Raw genomic sequence first — 19,629 nt, forward strand, 5'->3', positions numbered from 1 at the left:
CGGCCGTTGACGAGCGATGTGCTTGGCTGATGACCCAAGAAGCTCTGGTTTCGCGCACGACGTACTTCCACTGGCTTCCCAATGCGTAATGTCCAATCTTTACTTCTTTTTCGTATCAGGCGGAAAAAGTCTCTATCGGCATGAAGAGTGCCCCCTCGTTTCTGGTCATCAGCTGACCAGCCGTCGCGCCAACGCCGCCTTTCCCCACACCCCGCCTCCCGCCACCCGCTCCCCTTACGCCCCCACCGCGATCACATTGCACGTGCACCGGGCCATGCTGGTGACCCGGCCGCGCTCGTCCTTGATCTCAATGGTCCAGACGAGCACCGTGCGGCCCTGGTAGGCCAGGATGCCTTCGCCGGTCACCCAGCCGTCCGTTACGCCGCGCACATGGGTGCCGTTGAGGTCTACCCCCACCGCCACCTGCCGCTGGGGGTCCAGGTTCAGCCACGAGCCCACGCTGGCGAGTTCCTCGGCCAGGGCAAGGTTGGCACCGCCGTGCAGGCGCCCGGCCGGCTGGCGGTTGCCCTCCACCGGCATCCGCGCCACCACCCGCTCGCGGCCCACCTGCGTGAACTCGATGCCCAGGCGCGCGCCCAGCGTGCCGGACAGGGCGTTCATGCGCCCGGCCAGTTCTTCCGGGCTCAGGGTATCGAGTTCGTGGGGGGTGGGCAGCTGAAGGTCGGGGTGCAGCGTCATGGCCGCATGCTAAGGACATCGCCCCGGAAGTGGAACCTGTCTGGCGCTTTTCCGAACAGGTGGAAACGTATGGGGCAATGTCCTCTTCTTACTTCGCTCGGTTGAAGGGGCGACCTTACCGCTAGCCCTGGCGGTGGGCCAGGGTGCGGCCCACGCCCAGGCCGTGGCGGTAGACCAGTTCGCCGCCCAGAAACCCCCCGGCGCCGGCCAGCAGCAGCCCCGCCCCGGACAGGGTCTTGCCCAGGCCGCGTTTGCCCTTCTTGCGTGCCAGCAGGGACGCCACGTTCAGGGTAAAGGCCACCTCGTTGACCAGACCGTGAATCAGGCCGGTGCGCCGGGCCTCGCCCCGGGTGTTCGACCAGTCGGCCCAGCCAGCGGCAATGGCGCCCACCGCGCCCACGGTTCCCAGCGTCAGGGCCAGATCGGCGGCGGCCTCGTTGCCCCCTGGCGTTTTGGCGGGCAGGTAGTCCAACGCCGCCGCGATCAGCCAGCCGCCCAGCGGCAGGTGAATCAGGATGGGGTGCAGTGGGTGGCCCAGCCCCTCGCCGTGCAGCGCGTCCAGCAGCGCGGGGGGCAGATGGTCTTCGGCCTGCCGCAACAGGGTCTGCAGGTGCTCGGCCGTGACTTCCAGGGTGTCGTGGTTGCTGAGCAGGTCCTCGGCGGCGTGGGCGGGCGGGGTGTGGCTCTTGAGCATGAGGGTCCCTCCTGCGCCCTACCGTGGCACCCGGCCCAGCCCGGCATATGGGAAGCGGGTTCAGGCGCGTTTAGAGGGGCAGAAGGGGGAACCCCTTGGGGGCGCTGAAGACGAGCGCCAGGGGTTCAGCTGGTGCCTGGGAGCGAGGCGGCCACACGCCAAGCGTCAAGCCTCGAAAAGCCCAACAGCACTTCCATCATCCTCTGCTCAATCGGGAATCAGGTCGCGGGGGTCTGGGGTCATGCAGGCTGTCCACGCGGCTTCAAATTCAGCCTTCTCCAGGCCCCGGCCGATCACCACCAGTTCAGACGTGCCGTCCCCGGCCGTCCAGGCGTCGGCGGTGAACAGATCGCGCACCGCCTGAAACAGAATGCGCTGCGGGTAGCCGTGCAGGTCTAAAAAGCCCTTGGCCCGCAGCACCTCGGCCGGGCGCGACAGCAGGAAGTCGGTCATGAAGCGCTGCCACGCGTACGGGTCCAGGGGCCGCTCGGCGCGCAGGATGAACGATTTCAGGCCCGGGGTGTGCGCGGCCTTTTCGTCCACCCCGTCCAGCACGCGGGGGTCAAAGTCGTCGCGGGCGATCAGGGCCGCCGCGTCCACCTGCCCCTGCTCCACCTTTTTCACGGCCGCCAGGGGGTTGACGCCGCGCAGCACCTCTTCGGCGTGGGCCAGCCGCCCCGGGTCGGCCAGATCGGTCTTGTTCAGCACCACCACGTTCGCATAGGCCAGTTGCCGCGCGGCCTCGGGGTGCTCGCGCAGGGTCTGAAGGACGTGACGGGCGTCCACCACCGCCACTAGGGTCGTGACCCGGAACGCCGCGCGCACCGAGCGTTCCAGCAGTGTGGTGAGCACTGGAGTGGGGTCCGCCACGCCCGAGAGCTCCACCACCACGGCGTCGGGCTTCTGATCTCGCATGGCGATGGTCACCAGCGCGCGCAGCAGGTCGTCGCGCCCGGTGCAACATAGGCAGCCGGCGGTCAGTTCGGTGACGTCGTCCTGCAGGCGCTCGATCAGGCTGCCGTCCACACCCGCTGCGCCAAATTCGTTCACGATCACGCCCAGGCGGTGTGGCAGGCTGCGGATCAGGTGGTTGACCAGCGTGGTCTTGCCCGCCCCTAGAAAGCCGCCGATCACCACGACGGGAATGCGCTGATCGGTCTGGGGCTGGGGCGTGCTCATGGGCCCCAGGATAGGGGAGAGGGCCAGGGTCTGTAGGGCAAGGGGAAGGATGGTCGGGCAGCGTCCTGTGCGCCATTCAGGCGCAAAGAAATGTGGGGATAAGCTGTGGGCCATCTCAAACCGCTCCAGCCGCGAGTGACTCATGCTCTGTTCTCGTTCCAGCGGAAGTTTATGCTGCTGGATATGAAGCGCGTGCTCCTGGCCTCCCTGCTGCTGCTGCCTGCCTGCAACGCCAGCGGTCCAGAACGCGACCCAGAAGGTACCCTTCAACCCAGCAAGAAGCGCACGGATGTCCAATGGGTCGAGCGTGGGGACTCCATTCCGTTTCGTCTCGTTGGTGGTGATACCAACGTGTTCTATCGCGCTGGTGAAAGTTGGGAACGTGTGGTGAAACGCCCCAGTCAGGATGCTGCGGCAGCATGCGATGCCACCATGACGCTGATGCCTTACGGGGACGGTGAGGGGTTCCCAATTGACACCCGGACAGAACAGGTTGGCTGGACCACCCTCAAGCGGGTGAAGCCAGGGGTGTATTTCTTCAGGACCAACACCAATCGCGCCTCCTGCACCTACACCGTGACGTTTTCCCCAGCACGCTAAGACTGCCCAACGAAGACACCCTTTGGGGCGTCTTTGCCTGGCTTCAGCCGACAAGAGGAGGTGTGCCGCAAGGCCGTAGCCTCACGACCAGCCAAAACGGAGGGGGCGGGCCGGTCACACCTGGTGAGCCAGGGGGCGGTGGAATTGGCGCTTCCCTCCACAGCACGTCCCGATCAACGGCTGTGACGTTGATCGGCGGCTCAGGGTTCGTCCGTGGCCCGTTTGATGACCTCGAACCAATTGCCGACCACCCACAGGGGCAGCGCCCCCGCCACAGAGGTCAGGGCAAAGCTGACTGTGAAGAACAGAAAGAGCGCATTGCGCAGTGTGGGCCACAAGGCGAGCCAGAAACTTGCCAACGTTGTGACCAGACGGGTCAGCAGCACGCCGAGAAATCCCCGCTGTCCCAGGTCAGCGCAAAGATCAAAACGGACAGACCGTTCCGTCTGGACGGCATTGCGTGACGGCGGTGTTCGGCCCCAAGGGTTTCTGAACGTCGGTCTCGCCATGTCAGGCCTGACAAGTTCACCCTCTTGTTTCTGGGTCTCCCGTTCTTGATGATGCCCGAGCATGCGTCAGGTGTCGTGGCCTCACAGCCAGAGCGGCACGGCGGCGACGGTCAACCAACCTGATCACTCACCGCACGCTTGTCGTACCGAGTGGCACGACGCCGAAGCTGTTTGGGGCGGCCAACTATCACCTTGGTCTACAGGCCCTTAGCCCAGCACGCGGTAGGCGCTCAGCATCCGCAGCACCGAGAGCACCAGCACCGCGATCCAGAGCGCGTGGTCGGTGCTGGGAATGACCTGGGTGCCGTGGTCGCCCGCGTAGCGTTTGCGCGCCCGCCACGCCAGGGCCAGAGCAATCAGGGGCAGGACCACAGCGAAGACATCGAAGTGATACCCCTGTACATGCTCAAGGCTGCCGGGACCATTGCTGGACCGCTCCTCCTGCCGCAGATAAAAGTGAACAAAGTACGGCGCGATGGCCAGCCCCAGGGCCCAGAACATGGCGCGGCGCAGCTCGGCTTCGGCCGGCGCTAATGGCATGAATTGTGTCATGGCTTTCAGTATAGTTGCCCCGGAATTCGCTGGGGGCCAGATTGGGGAGGATCAGAGCAGGCGAGCCTCTGGCCGCTGGCTTTCCAGAAAGTGCCCTTACAGCGGAAACCGAAGCCACACGGCCGTCAGCAATTTCACTGCACCCAGCGCCAGCACGCCCAGCCACAGCAACTGCTCGTCGCGCGGCAGGCGCGGGGTCCCCGCCGCCTTCAGATACTGCCCCCGGGCCCACAGCGCCAGCCCCAGGCCCACAGCGCACAGCACCAGATCCAGCAGGTCCACCCGGTAGCCCGAGGTAAAGGGCGCGCGGTCGGCCCAGTGGGTGTTTTCGATGAGCTGAAACACCGAGAAGTTCAGCAAAAAGCCGACGGCCACCGTCAACAGTGCGGCCACCAGCCGGCGCCGCAGCAGGGGCAGGGCAGAAGCAGGGCTGGACATGGGGGCAATGTAGGCGCAGGCCAACGGCGGCGCTGCCGCATCTGCCCGCCCCTTGCACCCGGTTCAGCCTCGCCCTGCCCCGTTCAGCTCCTGCCCTACACTGCTGAACGAATGCTGAACCTTGACACCCTGGCTGGGCGCGTGCTGCGCGGCGAACGGCTTTCTCACCGCGAAGGCCTGGACCTTCTGAACCTGCCCGACCACGACACCCTGCGCCTTGTGGACGCCGCGTGGCGCGTGCGCCGCGAAGCCTTTGGTGACCGCGTGAAGGTGAACGTCCTGCTGAACGCCAAAAGCGGCATCTGCGCCGAGGACTGCCATTACTGCTCGCAGGCCAAGGGCGCCGAGACCGACATTCCCCGCTACCGCGTGCTGCACCCGCGCGAGATGCTGGAAGAAGCCAGGAAAGCCCAGGCGGCGGGCGCGCAGCGCTACTGCATTGTGCTGGCCGGGCGCGGCGGCACCTGGAGCGAGGTGGAGCAGGTGGGCGAGGCCACGCGGCTGATCAAGGCCGAAACCGGCCTGGAAGTCTGCGCCTGCATGGGCCTGCTGCTGGGCGAGGAAGGCCAGAAGAAAGCCCAGGCCCTCCGCGAGGCCGGCGTGGACGCCTACAACCACAACCTCAATACCCATGAAGACCACTACGGCAACATCTGCTCCACGCACACCTACGCCGACCGGGTGGAAACCCTGACCCACGCGGCGCAGGCGGGCATGAGCACCTGCAGCGGCGTGATTATCGGCATGGGCGAGAGCCTGGAACAGATCGTGGATCTGGCCGCCACCCTGCGGGACCGGGGCGCGGACTCGATTCCGGTGAACTTCCTGATTCCTATTGACGGCACTGGCCTGGACGGTGCCCAGACCACCGCGCACTTCACGCCGTGGTTCTGCCTGCGGGTGCTGTCTCTGTTCCGGCTGCTGAACCCCCGCGCCGAACTGCGCGCCAGCGCCGGGCGCGAACTGCACCTGCGCAGCCTGCAACCGCTGGCGCTGCTGGTGGCCAACTCCATCTTCCTGGGCAACTACCTGACCGAAGAGGGGCAGGCCGCCGGCGCCGACTGGGCCATGATCGAGGACCTGGGCCTGCACGCCGACGCATCTGGCCCGCACCGCCTGAACGCCCAGCCCCAGCCCGTGCCCGCCCTGGGCGACTGAGGCGCGCGGTGCACCCCACCTTCTTTGTCACCGGCACCGATACCGGCGTGGGCAAGACGGTTCTGAGCGCCGCGCTGTGCCGCGCCTGGGGGGCCGCCTACTGGAAGCCCCTGCAAACCGGCGCGCAGGATGGCGACAACGACACCCGCGAGGTGGCCCGGCTGGCGGGCCTGCGCCCTCAGCAGGTCTTCGCCCCGGCCCGGGTGTACGCGGGCCCCTTTGCCCCCGAATGGGCCGCCACGCTGGAAGGCACGCGCGTCTCGGTGGCCGAGGTGCTGGCCGGCCGCCCCGCCCCCGCCGGGCCCCTGATCGTGGAAGGCGCGGGCGGCGTGCTGGTGCCGGTAAACGAGCAGGAGACGATGCTGGACCTGATGGCCGCGCTGGGCGCCCCGGTGATCGTGGCGGCGCGCAGCGCGCTGGGCACCATCAACCACACCCTCCTGACCGTGGGGGCGCTGCGGGCCCGGGGCCTGCGGGTGCACGGCGTGGTCCTGATCGGCCCCCCCGCGCCCCACAACCGGGGCGCCATCGAGCGCCACGGCGCCGTGCGCGTGCTGGCCGACCTGCCCCCGCTGGGCAGGGTGACGACGGAAACGGTCGCGCAGGCCGCCGCGCTCTTTGGGCCCCTGGAGCCGCTGCATGTCCACTGACCCCATCCTGGCGCTGGACGCCCGGCACGTCTGGCACCCCTTCACGCAGGCGCGCACGGCGCCGGACCCCACTGTGATCACGCGCGGTGAGGGCGCCAGCCTGTACACAGCGGACGGAACGCAGCTGCTGGACCTCGTGAGTTCGTGGTGGGTGAACCTGCACGGGCACGCCCACCCGCACATTGCTGGGGCGATTGCCGCGCAGGCGCACGCGCTGGAACACGTGATTTTCGCGGGCTTTACCCACGCGCCCGCCGCCACGCTGGCCGCCCGGCTGGCCGAACAGCTGCCCGGCGACCTGAACCGTGTCTTCTACTCCGACAACGGCTCGACCGCCGTGGAAGTGGCGCTGAAAATCGCCCTGCAGGCCGCCCACAACCGGGGCGAGGCCCGCACCCGCCTGCTGGCCTTTGAAGGCGGTTATCACGGTGACACCTTCGGCGCCATGAGTGCCGGGGCCAGCAGCGGCTTTTACGCGCCGTTTCAGGACAAGCTGTTTGACGTGACCTTCCTGCCATACCCCGCCACCTGGGATGGGGACCCGGCGGTGGAGGCCAAGGAGGCGGCGGCCCTGAACGCCCTGGACGCCGCGCTGGGCGAGGATGTGGCGGCCATCCTCCTGGAACCGCTGCTGCAGGGGGCCGCCGGCATGCGCCTGACCCGCCCCGCCTTTGTGGACGAGGTGATGCGCCGCGTGCGGGGGGCGGGGGCCCTGGTGATTTTCGACGAGGTGATGACCGGGTTTGGCCGTACTGGGCAGCTGTGGGCCGCCCGCCACCTGCAAAGTGCCCCGGACCTGATGTGCCTCAGCAAGGGCCTGACCGGCGGCTTTCTGCCAATGGGCGTGACCGCCACCACGGAAGCGCTGTACCGCGCCTTTGACGGGGATTCCTTTGCCCAGGCGTTCGCCCACGGCCATTCGTACACCGCCAATCCGCTGGCCTGCGCGGCGGCCCTGGCCTCGCTGGACCTCACCCTGAGCCCGGAAACGGCGGCGCACTGGGCGCGGATCGGCGCGGCGCACGCGGCCTTCCTGCCCGAACTGGCCGCGCACCCCTGCATTCAGCACGTGCGCCAGTGCGGCACCGTCCTGGCCGCCGAGATTCACGGCGCGGGCGAGTACGGCGGCAACGTCAGCCTGGACCTGCGCCGCTTTTTCGCCGCGCGCGGGCTGCTGCTGCGCCCGCTGGGCAACGTGGTGTACCTGCTGCCGCCGTATATCGTCACGAACGAGGAACTGCGCCAGGGCCACGAGGCCCTGCTGGCCGCCGCCACGGGGTTTGGCCGCCTGCATGGGGGCGCGCGCGGGGAAGGGGCCTCGTGAGCTGGGCGGTGCTGGAAGAGCGCCTGGCTACCCTGCAAGCCACCCACCGCGAGCGCACCCTGCACGACTGGACGCCCGACCCCCAGCCCGGGTACGTGCGGGTGAACGGGGCGCGCCTGCTGGACCTCGCCTCGAACGATTACCTGGGGCTGTCGCGCCGGGCCTGGACGCCCGAGACCGCCCAGGCGGCCCTGCGCGGCCACCTCCTGCCCGCAGAAACGGAAGTGGTGCTGGACGCCCTGACCCGTTACGGCGCCGGGGCCGCGCGGCTGATCAACGGCAACCACCCGGTGTATGCCCTGCTGGAACGCGAACTGGCCGACCTGAAATGCACCCAGGCCGCGCTGGTGTTCGGCAGTGGACTGGCCGCCAACCTGGGCGTGATTCCTGCGCTGGTGGGCCGGGGCGACGCCGTGTTCAGCGACGCCCTGAACCACGCGTCCATCATTGACGGTGTGCGCCTGAGCCGCGCCCAGACGCACATCTACCCCACGCGGGATCTGGGGGTCCTGGAAGAGGCGCTGCGGGCCAGCCCTGCCCCCCGCAAGCTGATCGTCACCGATGCCCTGTTCAGCATGGACGGCACCCTGGCCCCGCTGCCCGAACTGGTGGCCCTGAAACGCCGCTACGGCGCGTGGCTGATGGTGGACGAGGCCCATACCGGCGGCGTGTACGGTCCCCAGGGCGCCGGGCTGGCCCACGCGCAGGGGGTAGGCGCTGGAATTGACGTCCTGATGGGTACCCTGGGCAAGGCGTACGGCAGCGTGGGCGCCTATGTCGCCGGGGACGAGGTGCTGATTCGCTACCTGCTGAACACCGCGCGCACGTTCATCTTCACGACAGGTCTACCCCCTGCAAATATTGCCGTGAGCCTGCTGAACGTGCTGCAGGCCCGCAGCATGGACGCCGAGCGCCGCACCTTGCAGGGCCACGCCGCAAGGTTTCGCCGCGCCCTGACCGCCCAGGGGCTGGACACCGCTGGCAGCGAGTCCCAGGTGGTCCCGGTGGTCCTGGGCGCCGAGGACGTGACCCTGCGCCGCGCGGCGCAGCTGCGTGCCCAGGGCTTTGGCGCCGTGGCTATTCGCCCGCCCACCGTGGCGCCGGGGAGCACCCGCATCCGCTTCGCCCTCAGCGCGGCGCACGAGTGGGCGGATCTGGAACGGTGCGTGGACGCCCTGGTCCCGGCCCAGCCCGCGCGCTGATCAGTGGCCGGCACCCGGTCCGGGGCGCCGCTTTCCCGTACCCTGCGGGCCATGCCGGCCTCGCCCTCCGTTTTGCGCCGCCTGTACGGCCTGCTCACCCCCTACCGCCGCACGGTGGGCGCCGGGCTGCTGCTGCTGATTGGCAGCGTGGCCGCTGAACTGTACCCGCCGCTGGTCTGGATTCGCGTGGTGGACCAGGGCCTGCCCGCCCGGGACTGGACGTTTATCGGGGGGCACCTCGCGCTGCTGGTGGCGGTGTTTGCTGTGCAGCAAGTGCTCTCGGCGTGGCGGGGGCTGCTGCTGGAACAGGCGGGGCAGCAGTTCACGCTGGACATGCGGCTGGCGCTGTACCGCAAGCTGCAGGGGCAGTCGGCGGCGTATTTCGAGTCGCAGCGCACGGGCGACCTGATCGCCCGCGTGACGGGGGACGTGGACGCCCTGCAGGATGTGTTGGTGCGCGGCACCGACGCGGTGCTCGCCAACGCCCTGCGCCTGATTGGGGTGGTGGCGATCTTTGTGGCCCTGCAGCCGCTGCTGGGGGTGCTGACCACGCTGCCCATGCTGGCGGTGGGGCTCATGCTCTGGCGCTATGGCCGCACCGTGCAGCCCGCCTACCGCGCCGCCCGCGCCCGCTTGGGCGACCTGAGTGCTCTGGTGGCCGACCGCCTGAGCGGCATCCGGGTGGTGCAGGGTTTTGCGCGCGAAGGGGCCGAAGCTGCCCGGGTGGAAGCCCTGGGCCGCGTCCTGTACGCCGAGCAGCTGCGGGCCGTGCGGCTGCGTAACCGCGCCTTTCCCCGCGCCCGGTTCGTGGGCAACCTGGGCAACGTGATCATGCTGGGCGGCGGCGCGTGGCTGATTCTGGCCGGGCAGTTCACCCTGGGTGGGCTGCTGGCCTACCGGGGCTACGGGCGCTACTTCTACGGGCCCATTGATGATCTGGTGAACATCGGTGACCTGTTGCAGCGCGCGGCGGCCAGTGGGGGGCGGGTCTTTGAGGTGCTAGACGCCCCGGTGACCGTGCAGGAACGCCACGGTGCCCGGCCGCTGCCGGAACCCGCGCGGGGGGAGGTGCGCTTTGAAGGCGTGACCTTCGGCTACGACCCGGCCCGCCCGGTCCTGCGAAACGTCACCCTCACCATTCCGGCCGGGCAGCGCGTGGCCCTTCTGGGCGAATCCGGCGCGGGCAAGAGCACCCTGCTGGGGCTTCTTACCCGCACCTATGACCCGCAGGAAGGCCGCGTGACTCTGGACGGTATGGACCTGCGTGACCTCACCCTGAACAGTCTGCGCACCTACGCGGCTGTGATGGCCCAGGACACCTTCCTCTTTCACGACACGGTGGCGGCCAACGTGCGCTACGCCCGCCCCGATGCCACCGAGGCTGAGGTGCACGCGGCGCTGCAGGCCGCCCACGCGCTGAACTTTGTCGAGGCCCTGCCCGAAGGCCTGAACACCGTGGTGGGCGAACGTGGGATCAAGCTCTCGGGTGGGCAGCGCCAGCGCCTGTCCATTGCCCGCACCCTGCTGGCCCGGCCCACCGTGCTGCTGCTGGACGAACCCACCAGCGCCGTGGACGCCCAAAGCGAGGCGCAGGTGGTGGCGGCCCTGGGGGCGCTGATGCAGGGCCGCACCGCCCTGATCGTGACCCACCGCCTGAGCCTTGCCCGCACCGCCGACCGGGTGGTGGTGGTGCGCGGCGGGACCATCGTGGAGGACGGGGCCCCAGACGTGCTGCGCCGCCAGGGGGGCGCCTACGCGGCCCTGGAACGGGCGATGGGCGAAGCCGTGGGCCAGGAAATGCCGGCGCCAGCAGACGATTGAAGGCACGCTGCAAAAAAAGCGCCGGGGGTGGTCGCCCCGGCGCCATTGAGCCGCTTGGTTTACAGCACGCTCTTGACGACCTTGGTCACATTCTGCACGCTGAAGCCGAACTTCTCGAACAGCACGCTGGCGGGGGCGCTAGCGCCGAAGGTGTCCATGCCGATCACCGCGCCGTCCAGGCCCACCCACTCGTACCAGGGGGCCTTGCTGGCGGCCTCAATCGCCACGCGCTTGACCCCGGGGGTCAGCACCGAGTCGCGGTAGGAGCGCTCCTGGGCGCGGAAGACTTCCATGCAGGGCATAGAGACCACGCGCGCGGCAATCCCTTCGCCACTCAGGGCCTCGGCGGCGTCCAGCGCAAGGCTGACCTCACTGCCCGAAGCGATCAGGATGACCTGGGCCGCGCCCTCGGCGTCGCGGACCACGTAGGCGCCCTTCTTCACGCCCGCGTGGTTGCGCGGCAGAATCGGCAGGTCCTGGCGGGACAGGGCGATGGCGGTGGGGCCCTTGTCGTATTCCAGGGCCATCTGCCACGCGGCGGCCGTTTCGTTGGCATCGGCGGGGCGGATCACGTGGGCGCCGGGCACCGCGCGCAGCATGGCGAGCTGGTCAATGGGCTGGTGGGTGGGGCCGTCCTCACCCAGACCAATGGAGTCGTGGGTGAGCACGTAGGTCACCGGCTGCATCTGAATGGCGCTCAGGCGCAGGGCGGGCTTCAGGTAGTCGGCAAACACCAGGAAGGTGCCCACCAGCGGGCGCAGGCCGCCGTACAGGCTCAGGCCGTTGGCCGCAGCCGCCATGCCGAACTCGCGCACGCCGAAGAGCACGTTGCGCCCGCCCATGGCGCCCGCCTGCATCTCGCCGCCGTCCTTGATGGTGGTCTTGGTGCTGCCCGAGAGGTCCGCGCTGCCGCCCATCAGGCCCGGCACCACCTTAGCCAGTGCGTTGATCACCTCGCCGCTGGCGTTGCGGGTGGCCACCGCCTTGCCGCCTACCTCGTAGCTGGGCAGGGCGTCGGCCAGTTGCGCGGGCAGATCGCGGGCCAGCAGGGCGTCCACTTCGGCCGCCAGTTCGGGGTGGGCGGCGCGGTAGCCGTCCATCAGGGCGTTCCACTCGGCTTCCAGCGCCGCGCCGCGTTCGCGGGCGTTCATGTGGGCGGCCACTTCTTCGGGCACGGTGAAGGGCGGGTAGTCCCAGCCCAGGGCCTGCTTGGTGGCGGCCACGCCCTCGGCGCCCAGGGGCTCGCCGTGGGCCTTGCTGGTGCCCGCGCGGGGACTACCAAAGCCAATCACCGTGCGCACCTGAATCAGGGTGGGGCGGTCTGCGTTCTGGGCTTCGGCAATGGCCGCGCGAACCTGCCCCAGGTCGTTGCCATCGGCCACCTTCAGCACGTTCCAGCCGTAGGCGCGGTAACGGGCGGCCACATCGTCACTCTCGGCCTTGCTGGTGGGGGTGTCCAGCTGAATCTGGTTGTCATCGTGCAGCCAGATCAGCTTGTTCAGGCGCAGGTGCCCGGCCAGCGCGGCGGCCTCGTGGTTCACGCCTTCTTGCAGGTCGCCGTCCCCCAGAATCGCGTAGGTGTGGTTATCGAAGATGGCAAAGTCGGGGCGGTTGTAGCGCGCGGCAAGGTGCGCTTCGGCCATCGCCATGCCCACGGTCATCGCGGCGCCCTGGCCCAGCGGCCCGGTGGTGGCGTCCAGGCCCGGGGTGTGGAAGAACTCGGGGTGGCCCGGCGTCTTGCTGCCCCACTGGCGGAAGTTTTTCAGGTCTTCGAGCGGCATGTCGTAGCCGGTGAGGTGCAGCAGGCTGTAAATGAGCATGCTGGCGTGCCCGGCCGACAGCACAAAGCGGTCGCGCCCGGCCCATTCCGGGTGCTGGGGGTTGAAGCGCAGGAAGTCCTGCCACAGCACGTAGGCCATAGGGGCGGCCCCCAGCGGCGCGCCGGGGTGGCCACTGTTGGCGGCCTGCACGGCGTCAATGCTCAGGGTGCGGATGGTGTTCACGCTCAGCTGCGACACATCAGTGGACATGCTGTTCATCCTACCCTGCTCTGGATATGTGTCTTTCGTACACTTAGAGACAGGACCTTTACACACGCAGGAACAGGCCAAAAAAAGCGCCCCACCAGACGCGGGGGGCGGAAAAAGGGCCGAGCTTGAACAGCATCCGTCCTGGACCACAAGCACACCACGGCGCTTCCATTCCGGTACAAACAGAATACGGCATGGGCAGAATTTTGTCAAGGCAATCTGTGAATGTGAGGTGAGTATGAATCGGGTTGTATGGCGGCGGGCGCTGTTGAGCTCGGGGTGATGGGGGAGAGGGCTGGCTGCATATACGCTGCCCCGGGGTGGGGAAGGCTGGGGTGGTGGCGCTGCTTCCCCGGGCATGCCGTGCCCCCTGCCCCGGCACTCCGCCATCTGGCTTAGGGAGCCGATTCGCTTCCGGCCAGGGTGGCCGGGCACCATAGCCCCATGACCCACGCCCTGCACCCCACCGCACACCTCCCCACCCTGCGCCCCTTTCGCCAGGGCGACGCCCCGGCTGTGGCCCGCCTTGTGACTGAGAGCGTGCGCGGCCACTGGACCTACACCCCAGAGCTGTTCCGGGAAGTCTCGCCGCCCACCCGGCTGGTGGCCGAACAGGACGGCGCAGTGATCGGCACTGCCCGGCTCGCCCCCTTTGGCCCGGGGGTCCCTGACGCCCTGCGCCTGGATCTGGCCGGGGAAGCGGGCACCTTTACTGCGCTGACCCTGGCCCTGCTGGCCGAGGCGCAGGGCGGCTTTGCCCGCGTGCTGGGCGTGACCCGCGAGGATTTTGGCGAGCAGATGGCCTTTTTTCAGGCGGCGGGCTTTCGCAATGCGTGGCAGTCGTGGGGGGCGCACCTGGACCTGACAACTTTTGATCCTGCCCCGTTTGAACCCCTGCAGGAGCGCCTCTTCCTGGCCGGCTACGAGCCCGAGCGCCTGTCCCCCACGGCCCCGGAAAGCGACTGGGCCGCCGTGTTCGCCCTGCACGAGTTGGGCCTGCGCGACCGGCCCCGCAACCCCACCACCACGCCTGATCCCCTCAGCCCTGAGCGCCTGCGAGAGACCATCGTGCGGGAAGAAGCCGCCTTTGTGACCCGGCTTGGGGGCGAGATCGTGGCCCTCACCCGCCTGAGCCTGCGCGGCCCCGAAGTGGATTCCGAGGACACCGTCACCCACCCGGCGCACCGGGGGCGCGGCGTGGCCACCGCCCTGAAGGCCCATGCCCTGGGCTGGGCCAAAGCCGAAGGCTACACCCACGCCGGCACGGGCGGCACGGTGCTGAACCTGCCCATGCTGCGCGTGAACACCCGCCTGGGCTACCGGGTGGAGCGCATGTGGATCACCTGGGAAAAGGCGTTGGCCTGAGTGTATAGAGGGCCCGCCCAGACGTGGCTGTTGAGGCGTCTGGGCGGGCGTTTCTCGGGGTGGCTGGCTGGGCTTGACCCGGGCTGCATACCACGCTATCTTGTTTTTATCACCGCCGAAGAAGGCGGCTTTTTTGTTTTGGTGCCCTGCGTGGGGCTGGTGTGGTGGAGAGTCCCTTTGTCCGGCTGTTGTTCAAGAGGGGCAATAGGGCGGGTAGAGCAGCCGGCCGCAGATGAAGGCGAAGACGTTGGGCGTCGTTCAGCCAGGACCAGGACTTCAAAAGGCGAGCGTCCGTGAAGCATGCCTTCCCGCTTCAGTCGCAGTGAGGCTGGCGCCCGGTCACCCAACCGCTCCTCCTGCATAGCCTCCTCTCAATCACCGCGCAAACCAATGTCCAGCACGATGAAAACAGGCATCGCTGGCTGGGCTTGACCCCAGCTGCATACCACGGTATCTTGGTTCTATCACCGCCAAAGAAGGCGGCTTTTTTATTTTGATTGCTGTGGAGTGCCCGACCTGTCTCGGTGAACCCTGGAGTTCGGCTGAGAGGTTCACCGGCCTCAGCTATGCATCAGATTTGCCTTGCTTCTCCATAGAAAAGACGGCCAGGACGCCCAAAATCGGCCCCAACGGCTGGACTTGACCCGGGCTGCATACCGCGCTATCTTGTTCTTATCACCGCCGAAGAAGGCGGCTTTTTTATTTTGTCTTCTTGAGGGGGGCGTACTGGGCCACGCCGCCGGCCTGCTCGAAGGCTGCCGCAAGGTCGGTGACCGGGGTTTCGGGCTTGCTCTGGGAATCTCCGGGAAGGGTTTTGGCAAAGACCTCTAGGGCGTCCGCGTAGCTGTCGCCGTCGACGTCGGTGTTCGCGGCCAGCAGCTGGGACAGGGCCTGGGGGAAATTCAGGTGCTGCCCGGCGGCAGCGGCCTCGGCAAAGGTGCGCTGCAGGGCCTGCCCGAACGGGTTCCAGCCTGGCCCGCCCGCCGGGTCCACGTGGCAGTAGGTGCAGGGCATGACCCGGCGGTCCAGCTGCCACAGGGCGTTGCCTTCCGTCAGGTGCAGCTGCGGTGCAGCCTGGGTGCGGTACTTGGGCAGGGCCAGGGCGGGGGCAGCCACCACCAGCGCCCCCAGCAGCCCCGCCACCAGGCGCAGCGGGGTCATGACGCGATCCAGCCGGGGCCGGTAAACGAGCCGCCCAGAATCTCGCGGGCGTTCAGGCCCAGCCACTTGGTCAGGGCCTCGGCGTACACGCCCCGGAAGTCCTGCTTGTAAATAATGTCGCCGTCCGAGAGCTTTTCCAGGTCCGGGCTGCTGCCGTGAATGCCACCTTTGACGCCCTGGCCCAGCGCAAACATCACGCTGCCCTTGCCGTGGTCGGTGCCCGCGCTGCCGTTTTCGGCCACGCGGCGGCCAAACTCTGAAAAGCCCATCACGATCACGTCGCCGGCCACGCCCTGCCGCTCCAGGTCAGTCTGGAAGGCGGCCAGCCCCTCGGCCAGGGTCGCCAGCAGTTCGTCCTGCTCGGCGCGCTGCCCGGCGTGGGTGTCAAAGCCCCCCAGCGACACGTACAGCACCCGCTGGCCCACCCCGGCGGCGATCAGGCGCGCGGCCTCGCGCAGTTGCCCGGCGAACTTGGTCTGGGGATAGGTGGCGCCCGCCTTGTACTTCTTGGCGTTTTCCTGCACCCGGGCGGTGTTTTTCAGCATCTGCCGGGTGGCGCGCGTGAGGTACGCGGCCTCGCCCGTGCGGGGGGAATTCAGCATGGACTGAAACGGCGTTTGCATGCCGTCGGGCAGTTTCAGCTGAAAGTTGTCAATGGACTCGATGCTGGGCAGGCTGAAATCGCTGGCGCGCAGGGCCTGGGGCGTGGAGCCGCCCACGTTGCTGGCGCAGAAGGGATCGCCAATCTGCTCGGCGAGGCGGCCAATCCAGCCCTCGGCTTGGGCCTGGGTGGGATCGGCGGTGTGCCAGATCGCCATAGAGGCAAAGTGGCTGCGGTTGGGGTTGGGGTACCCCACGTTTTCCATCCAGGCCAGCTTGCCGCTGTCCCAGAGGCCCATGAGCGGGCGCAGGCTGGGGTGCATCCCCAGGTCTCCGGTGACCGTCAGCACGTCCTTTTTGGGAATGGCGATGTTGGGGCGCGCGGCGTAGTAGGCGCCGTTGGTGTGGGGAATCAGGGTGTTCAGGCCGTCGTTGCCGCCGGTCAGCTGAATGACCACCAGGGTCTTTTTGCCGCCGGCCTGCGCAGCGGCCCGCGCCAGAAAGCCCGGCATGCCGCTGGTGGCCGCCACCGCCAGCGCCGAAAGTTTCAGAAAGTCGCGTCGGTTGGTCATGGGGGAACCTCGGGTTGTGGGGAGTGGGTTGTCGGGTGTGGGAAAAGACTGTGGGGGACAGGGCGGTGGGGTTTCGGTGCCCCTGGGGCTCATCGCCCATGGCCCAAACCCCTTCACGCCAGCTGAAACTCGGGGCTGATCATGCTCATGTAGGTGCGCTGGCGGCCCTTGAGGCTGGACAGCAGCACGGCCGCCGCCGGGCGCTCCTGGCCGGTCATGGCGAGCAGGCTGGGGGGCTCGGTGAGGGCCGGGGCCTTGGAGGTCAGCGTGAGGGCGGCCGCCACCTGCAGGCGCAGCAGCAGGGTGGAATCATTGATCCATTCGCGCCCGCCGTCCCAGCCCTTGACGGTATCGGGTTCCAGCAGCAGCTGGCCCATGCGCCCGGCCGTGCTGGTGAGATTGAGTAGCGTCTTGGCGTCGAAGGTCGGCTGGCCCAGGGTGCGCAGCGCGCCCACGATGAACTCCACGGGCGAGCGAATAATGCGCGCGCGGCTGGCGTAAAACGCCTCGCTGCTCAGCAGCTCTTCCAGCACCGCGCCCACGTCGCCCTTGGTGCGGCGCCACGTTTCGGCGCTGCCGGCCACGGCGGCTTCGTCGGGGGTGTCGGCCACGAAGGCGCGGTGCAGCTTGCGGGCCACAAAGGTGGCGGTCTGCGGGTGGGCCGTGGCCAGCCGGATGATGTCCTCTCCCCGCAGGGTGCCGCTCTGGCCCAGGTAGGTTTTGCGCCCGCTGTCAAACTGCCCGGCCTGAAACACGAATTTGGGCTCGTCGAGATACTGCCTGTTGCCGCGCCCGCCCACGAAGGTCCAGCCGGTCAGGGCGCGGGCGCCCTCGCGCACGTCGGTTTCCGTGTATGGGCCGATGCCGGTGGTGAACAGCTCCAGCAGTTCGCGGCTGAAGTTCTCGTTGGGCTTGCCCTTGCGGTTCTGGTCGTTGTCGAGATAGCGCAGCATGGCCGGGCTCTGGGCAATGTCCAGCGTGAAGCGCTCGAAACTGGAGGTGGCCGCGTGGCGGCGCAGCAGCGCCAGATACCCCAGCAGGGCCGGGGTGTTGCGCACCTTGTCGGTGCCGACCACAAAGTGGTTGCTCCAGGTCAGCGCCAGTTTCTCGCGCAGTGGATGGGGGCCGTAGACCATTTCAAACAGCCACGCGCCGCGCGTGAGCTGAATGGCCGCGCCCGGCGAGGCCCCCTGCATCGGGTCAAAGGGGTTGTTCGGGGCCAGCGCCTGATCAAAGGCCAGGGCGGCTTTGGCCACGCTGCGGGCGTCCTTGCCGGCCAGGGCGCGAATCTGGGCGTCGGTGGCGCCAAAGGCGGTGCGGCGCAGAAAGTGCGCGGCGTCCTCGGCGGTGAGTTTTCGGGGCAGGGGGGTCAGGGACATGGCGGCTCCTTGGCGGGGCAGGATGGGGCAGGGTAGGGGCAACTACAACTTAGAGTCGGCGCGGGCCGCAAAAGTTCCGGGGGGCGGGTCTGGGCTGGGGGAGGGGCGGCGAGGAGTGACCTGAAAAGGACTGAGCGGCGTCTGGTCGGCGCGGGTGATGCCCGACAGCGCCGCGCCCAGGGGCCCGGGCGGCAGGTTGCCCACCAGCCACACAAAGCCGCCCGCCACCCGGCGCGAGGCCACCCCGGGCGCCGCCGCCACGTCCCGGCGCGCCAGCACCAGCGTCAGGGTGTTCAGGCCGTCGGTGAGGGCAATGTCCATGCCCGCTGCCCGGCGGCCCACGCCCGAGGGCACGAAACCTGGGGGCAGCCGCAGTCCCGGCAGGGCCTGGGCCAGCGCGGCGCGCAGGCCGGTCGGCACGGCGGGCGGGGCCACGTTCTGGCGCACCGGGGCGGCCCCCACCTTCACAAAGGCCGCGCGCCGGGCCAGCGCGCCCCCGGCCGAGCGTTCCTCGTAGGCCAGCGGCACGTTCCAGGCGGTGTCCACCCACAGCGACCAGCGCGCCGCCTGCCCCACCTTGGGGGTGAGGTCGTAGCGGATGACCGCCCGGCCTGCCACCGTGTCGGGGCCCACGCGGGTGGCCGTGAAGTTCTGCGCGATGAGATTGGGGCGCGCGGGCACCGTGGGCAGCGTGGCGGCGCGGCGGGTGGGTTCGGGGCGCGGCGGAAACAGCACCGTGACCTCGGCCTGCCCGCGCGCGGCCAGGGTGCGGGCCTGTTTCAGGGCGCCCAGCACCTCAGCCATTTCGGCCTCTGGGCCTGCCGCCTGCGCCGCGCCCAGCAGGGCCAGCCCTAGGGCCAGCAGCCTCACCAGCCCTCTCCCCAGGCGCTCTGGTAGACGTCGTAGGCGGCGCTGGCGGGCAGGGCGGTGGCGGCGGGGCGCAGCATCAGGGCGCCCGCCACCACGGCGGCCCCCAGCGCCGCCGAGAGCCAGCCGGCGCGGGTGTGCCGGGCCCGGGCCTGGGTCTGCGCCGCGCGGTGGGCCTCCAGAAAACGCGCGGCGGCAGTGTGGTCGGCCGGGGTCAGGGTGCGGGCCTGGGCGAACAGCGTGTCCAGTTCAGGGTGGGGGTCGGTCATGGGGTCACTCCAGCGGCCGTCAGCCAGTGGCGCAGGGCGGCGCGGGCCCGGGCAATGCGGCTTTTGACCGTGCCCAGTTCGGCGCCCGTGATCTGGGCAATCTCAGCGTAATCCAGCCCCGAGAGCTCTCGCAGGGCAATGGCCTCGCGCTGCTCGCGCGGCAGCGTGGCCAGGGCGAGTGAGAGGCGCTCGCGCACCTGCGCCTGCTCGCCCGCGCGGGCCGGGTCGTGGGGGGCGGCGGGTTCGGGGCCCTCGGCCAGCGGCAGGCTCTGGCGGGCCGCGAGCGCCTTGTGGCAGGCGTTCAGGGTCACGCGGTGCAGCCATGTGCTGAAGGCGGCGTCATGGCGAAAGCTCTTCAGGTGGCGGTGCATGGCGATAAAGACCTCCTGCACCACGTCGTCGGCGGCGCCCGGGCCCACCGTCACGGCGGCCAGGCGGTGCACGCCGGGCGCGTGGCGCGTCACCAGCGCCTCAAAGGCCCGCTCGTCGCGCAGGGCCAGGCGCGCCAGTTCGGCGTCTGGAAGGAGGGCGTAGGGGTCATTCAAGGGCACCTCGAATGT

20 protein-coding genes are annotated in these 19,629 nt (G+C 69.0%); 7 read left to right on the top strand and 13 right to left on the bottom strand.

Translation table 11 applies throughout. From position 1 onward, the window contains the following. Nucleotides 1–234: 234 nt before the first annotated feature. The 3 genes from KMW22_RS15845 to KMW22_RS15855 form a co-directional block, all read right to left on the bottom strand. The gene (locus KMW22_RS15845) at nt 235–699 is read right to left on the bottom strand and encodes a PaaI family thioesterase (RefSeq protein ID WP_221090999.1); all 465 of its coding nucleotides are present in this window, start codon (nt 697–699) and stop codon (nt 235–237) included. A gap of 121 nt (nt 700–820) precedes the next feature. Next, nucleotides 821–1,393 carry a DUF2231 domain-containing protein gene (locus tag KMW22_RS15850; protein ID WP_221091000.1) on the bottom strand — a complete coding sequence of 191 codons (573 nt, stop codon included), beginning with the start codon at nt 1,391–1,393 and terminating at the stop codon, nt 821–823. A 207-nt stretch (nt 1,394–1,600) separates the two neighbouring features. Continuing rightward, nucleotides 1,601–2,572 carry a CobW family GTP-binding protein gene (locus KMW22_RS15855; protein WP_221091001.1) on the bottom strand — a complete coding sequence of 324 codons (972 nt, stop codon included), beginning with the start codon at nt 2,570–2,572 and terminating at the stop codon, nt 1,601–1,603. 183 nt (nt 2,573–2,755) lie between these two features. Between KMW22_RS15855 and KMW22_RS15860 the strand changes: the two genes are divergently transcribed. After that, a complete protein-coding gene (locus tag KMW22_RS15860; protein WP_221091002.1) occupies nt 2,756–3,172 on the top strand; it encodes a hypothetical protein in 417 nt (138 codons plus the stop codon). A gap of 200 nt (nt 3,173–3,372) precedes the next feature. Here KMW22_RS15860 and KMW22_RS15865 read toward each other — a convergent pair whose 3' ends face one another. From KMW22_RS15865 to KMW22_RS15875, 3 genes are all read right to left on the bottom strand, one after another. Continuing rightward, a complete protein-coding gene (locus tag KMW22_RS15865; RefSeq protein WP_221091003.1) occupies nt 3,373–3,558 on the bottom strand; it encodes a hypothetical protein in 186 nt (61 codons plus the stop codon). Between the two features lie 330 nt (nt 3,559–3,888). Continuing rightward, nucleotides 3,889–4,233, bottom strand: coding sequence for a hypothetical protein (locus KMW22_RS15870; protein WP_221091004.1), 345 nt, complete (start codon nt 4,231–4,233; stop codon nt 3,889–3,891). Nucleotides 4,234–4,329: 96 nt separating this feature from the next. Continuing rightward, nucleotides 4,330–4,671 (bottom strand): hypothetical protein, encoded by a 342-nt coding sequence (locus tag KMW22_RS15875; RefSeq protein ID WP_221091005.1) that lies wholly within the window; start codon nt 4,669–4,671, stop codon nt 4,330–4,332. A 111-nt stretch (nt 4,672–4,782) separates the two neighbouring features. Between KMW22_RS15875 and bioB the strand changes: the two genes are divergently transcribed. Genes bioB through KMW22_RS15900 form a run of 5 tightly spaced genes read left to right on the top strand, consistent with a single transcriptional unit; the run spans nt 4,783 to nt 10,826 of the window. After that, nucleotides 4,783–5,829 (top strand): biotin synthase BioB, encoded by a 1,047-nt coding sequence (gene bioB / locus KMW22_RS15880; protein WP_221091006.1) that lies wholly within the window; start codon nt 4,783–4,785, stop codon nt 5,827–5,829. Nucleotides 5,830–5,837: 8 nt separating this feature from the next. Beyond that, nucleotides 5,838–6,479: a dethiobiotin synthase gene (gene bioD, locus KMW22_RS15885; RefSeq protein ID WP_328774727.1), complete on the top strand. Its 642-nt coding sequence runs from the start codon at nt 5,838–5,840 to the stop codon at nt 6,477–6,479. Continuing rightward, nucleotides 6,469–7,803: an adenosylmethionine--8-amino-7-oxononanoate transaminase gene (bioA, locus tag KMW22_RS15890; protein ID WP_221091007.1), complete on the top strand. Its 1,335-nt coding sequence runs from the start codon at nt 6,469–6,471 to the stop codon at nt 7,801–7,803. Before bioD ends, bioA begins: the two co-directional genes overlap by 11 nt. Then, a complete protein-coding gene (locus KMW22_RS15895) occupies nt 7,800–9,005 on the top strand; it encodes an aminotransferase class I/II-fold pyridoxal phosphate-dependent enzyme (protein ID WP_221091008.1) in 1,206 nt (401 codons plus the stop codon). The genes bioA and KMW22_RS15895 overlap by 4 nt, the downstream gene beginning before the upstream one ends. Before the next feature lie 51 nt (nt 9,006–9,056). Beyond that, the gene (locus KMW22_RS15900) at nt 9,057–10,826 is read left to right on the top strand and encodes an ABC transporter ATP-binding protein (RefSeq protein WP_221091009.1); all 1,770 of its coding nucleotides are present in this window, start codon (nt 9,057–9,059) and stop codon (nt 10,824–10,826) included. A gap of 59 nt (nt 10,827–10,885) precedes the next feature. On the opposite strand, the gene tkt is transcribed toward KMW22_RS15900, so the two are convergent. Continuing rightward, nucleotides 10,886–12,856, bottom strand: coding sequence for a transketolase (gene tkt / locus KMW22_RS15905; protein ID WP_221091010.1), 1,971 nt, complete (start codon nt 12,854–12,856; stop codon nt 10,886–10,888). A 444-nt stretch (nt 12,857–13,300) separates the two neighbouring features. Between tkt and KMW22_RS15910 the strand changes: the two genes are divergently transcribed. Continuing rightward, the gene (locus tag KMW22_RS15910; protein WP_221091011.1) at nt 13,301–14,221 is read left to right on the top strand and encodes a GNAT family N-acetyltransferase; all 921 of its coding nucleotides are present in this window, start codon (nt 13,301–13,303) and stop codon (nt 14,219–14,221) included. Between the two features lie 699 nt (nt 14,222–14,920). Here KMW22_RS15910 and KMW22_RS15915 read toward each other — a convergent pair. The 6 genes from KMW22_RS15915 to KMW22_RS15940 all read right to left on the bottom strand — a co-directional run bounded on the left by KMW22_RS15915 (nt 14,921) and on the right by KMW22_RS15940 (nt 19,614). Further along, nucleotides 14,921–15,382 (bottom strand): hypothetical protein, encoded by a 462-nt coding sequence (locus KMW22_RS15915; protein WP_221091012.1) that lies wholly within the window; start codon nt 15,380–15,382, stop codon nt 14,921–14,923. Next, nucleotides 15,379–16,554: a DUF1501 domain-containing protein gene (locus KMW22_RS15920; RefSeq protein ID WP_221091013.1), complete on the bottom strand. Its 1,176-nt coding sequence runs from the start codon at nt 16,552–16,554 to the stop codon at nt 15,379–15,381. The genes KMW22_RS15915 and KMW22_RS15920 overlap by 4 nt, the downstream gene beginning before the upstream one ends. A gap of 113 nt (nt 16,555–16,667) precedes the next feature. Then, entirely contained in the window at nt 16,668–17,933 is a 1,266-nt protein-coding gene (locus tag KMW22_RS15925; protein WP_221091014.1) for a DUF1800 domain-containing protein, read from the bottom strand. Between the two features lie 42 nt (nt 17,934–17,975). Next, entirely contained in the window at nt 17,976–18,803 is an 828-nt protein-coding gene (locus KMW22_RS15930) for a transcriptional regulator (RefSeq protein ID WP_221091015.1), read from the bottom strand. After that, nucleotides 18,800–19,069: a hypothetical protein gene (locus KMW22_RS15935; protein ID WP_221091016.1), complete on the bottom strand. Its 270-nt coding sequence runs from the start codon at nt 19,067–19,069 to the stop codon at nt 18,800–18,802. Before KMW22_RS15935 ends, KMW22_RS15930 begins: the two co-directional genes overlap by 4 nt. Continuing rightward, entirely contained in the window at nt 19,066–19,614 is a 549-nt protein-coding gene (locus tag KMW22_RS15940; protein ID WP_235693051.1) for an RNA polymerase sigma factor, read from the bottom strand. Before KMW22_RS15940 ends, KMW22_RS15935 begins: the two co-directional genes overlap by 4 nt. Between the last annotated feature and the right edge of the window lie 15 nt (nt 19,615–19,629).

Origin of the sequence: Deinococcus aquaedulcis (genome assembly GCF_019693445.1) — a bacterium.
Taxonomy (GTDB): Bacteria; Deinococcota; Deinococci; order Deinococcales; family Deinococcaceae; genus Deinococcus; species Deinococcus aquaedulcis.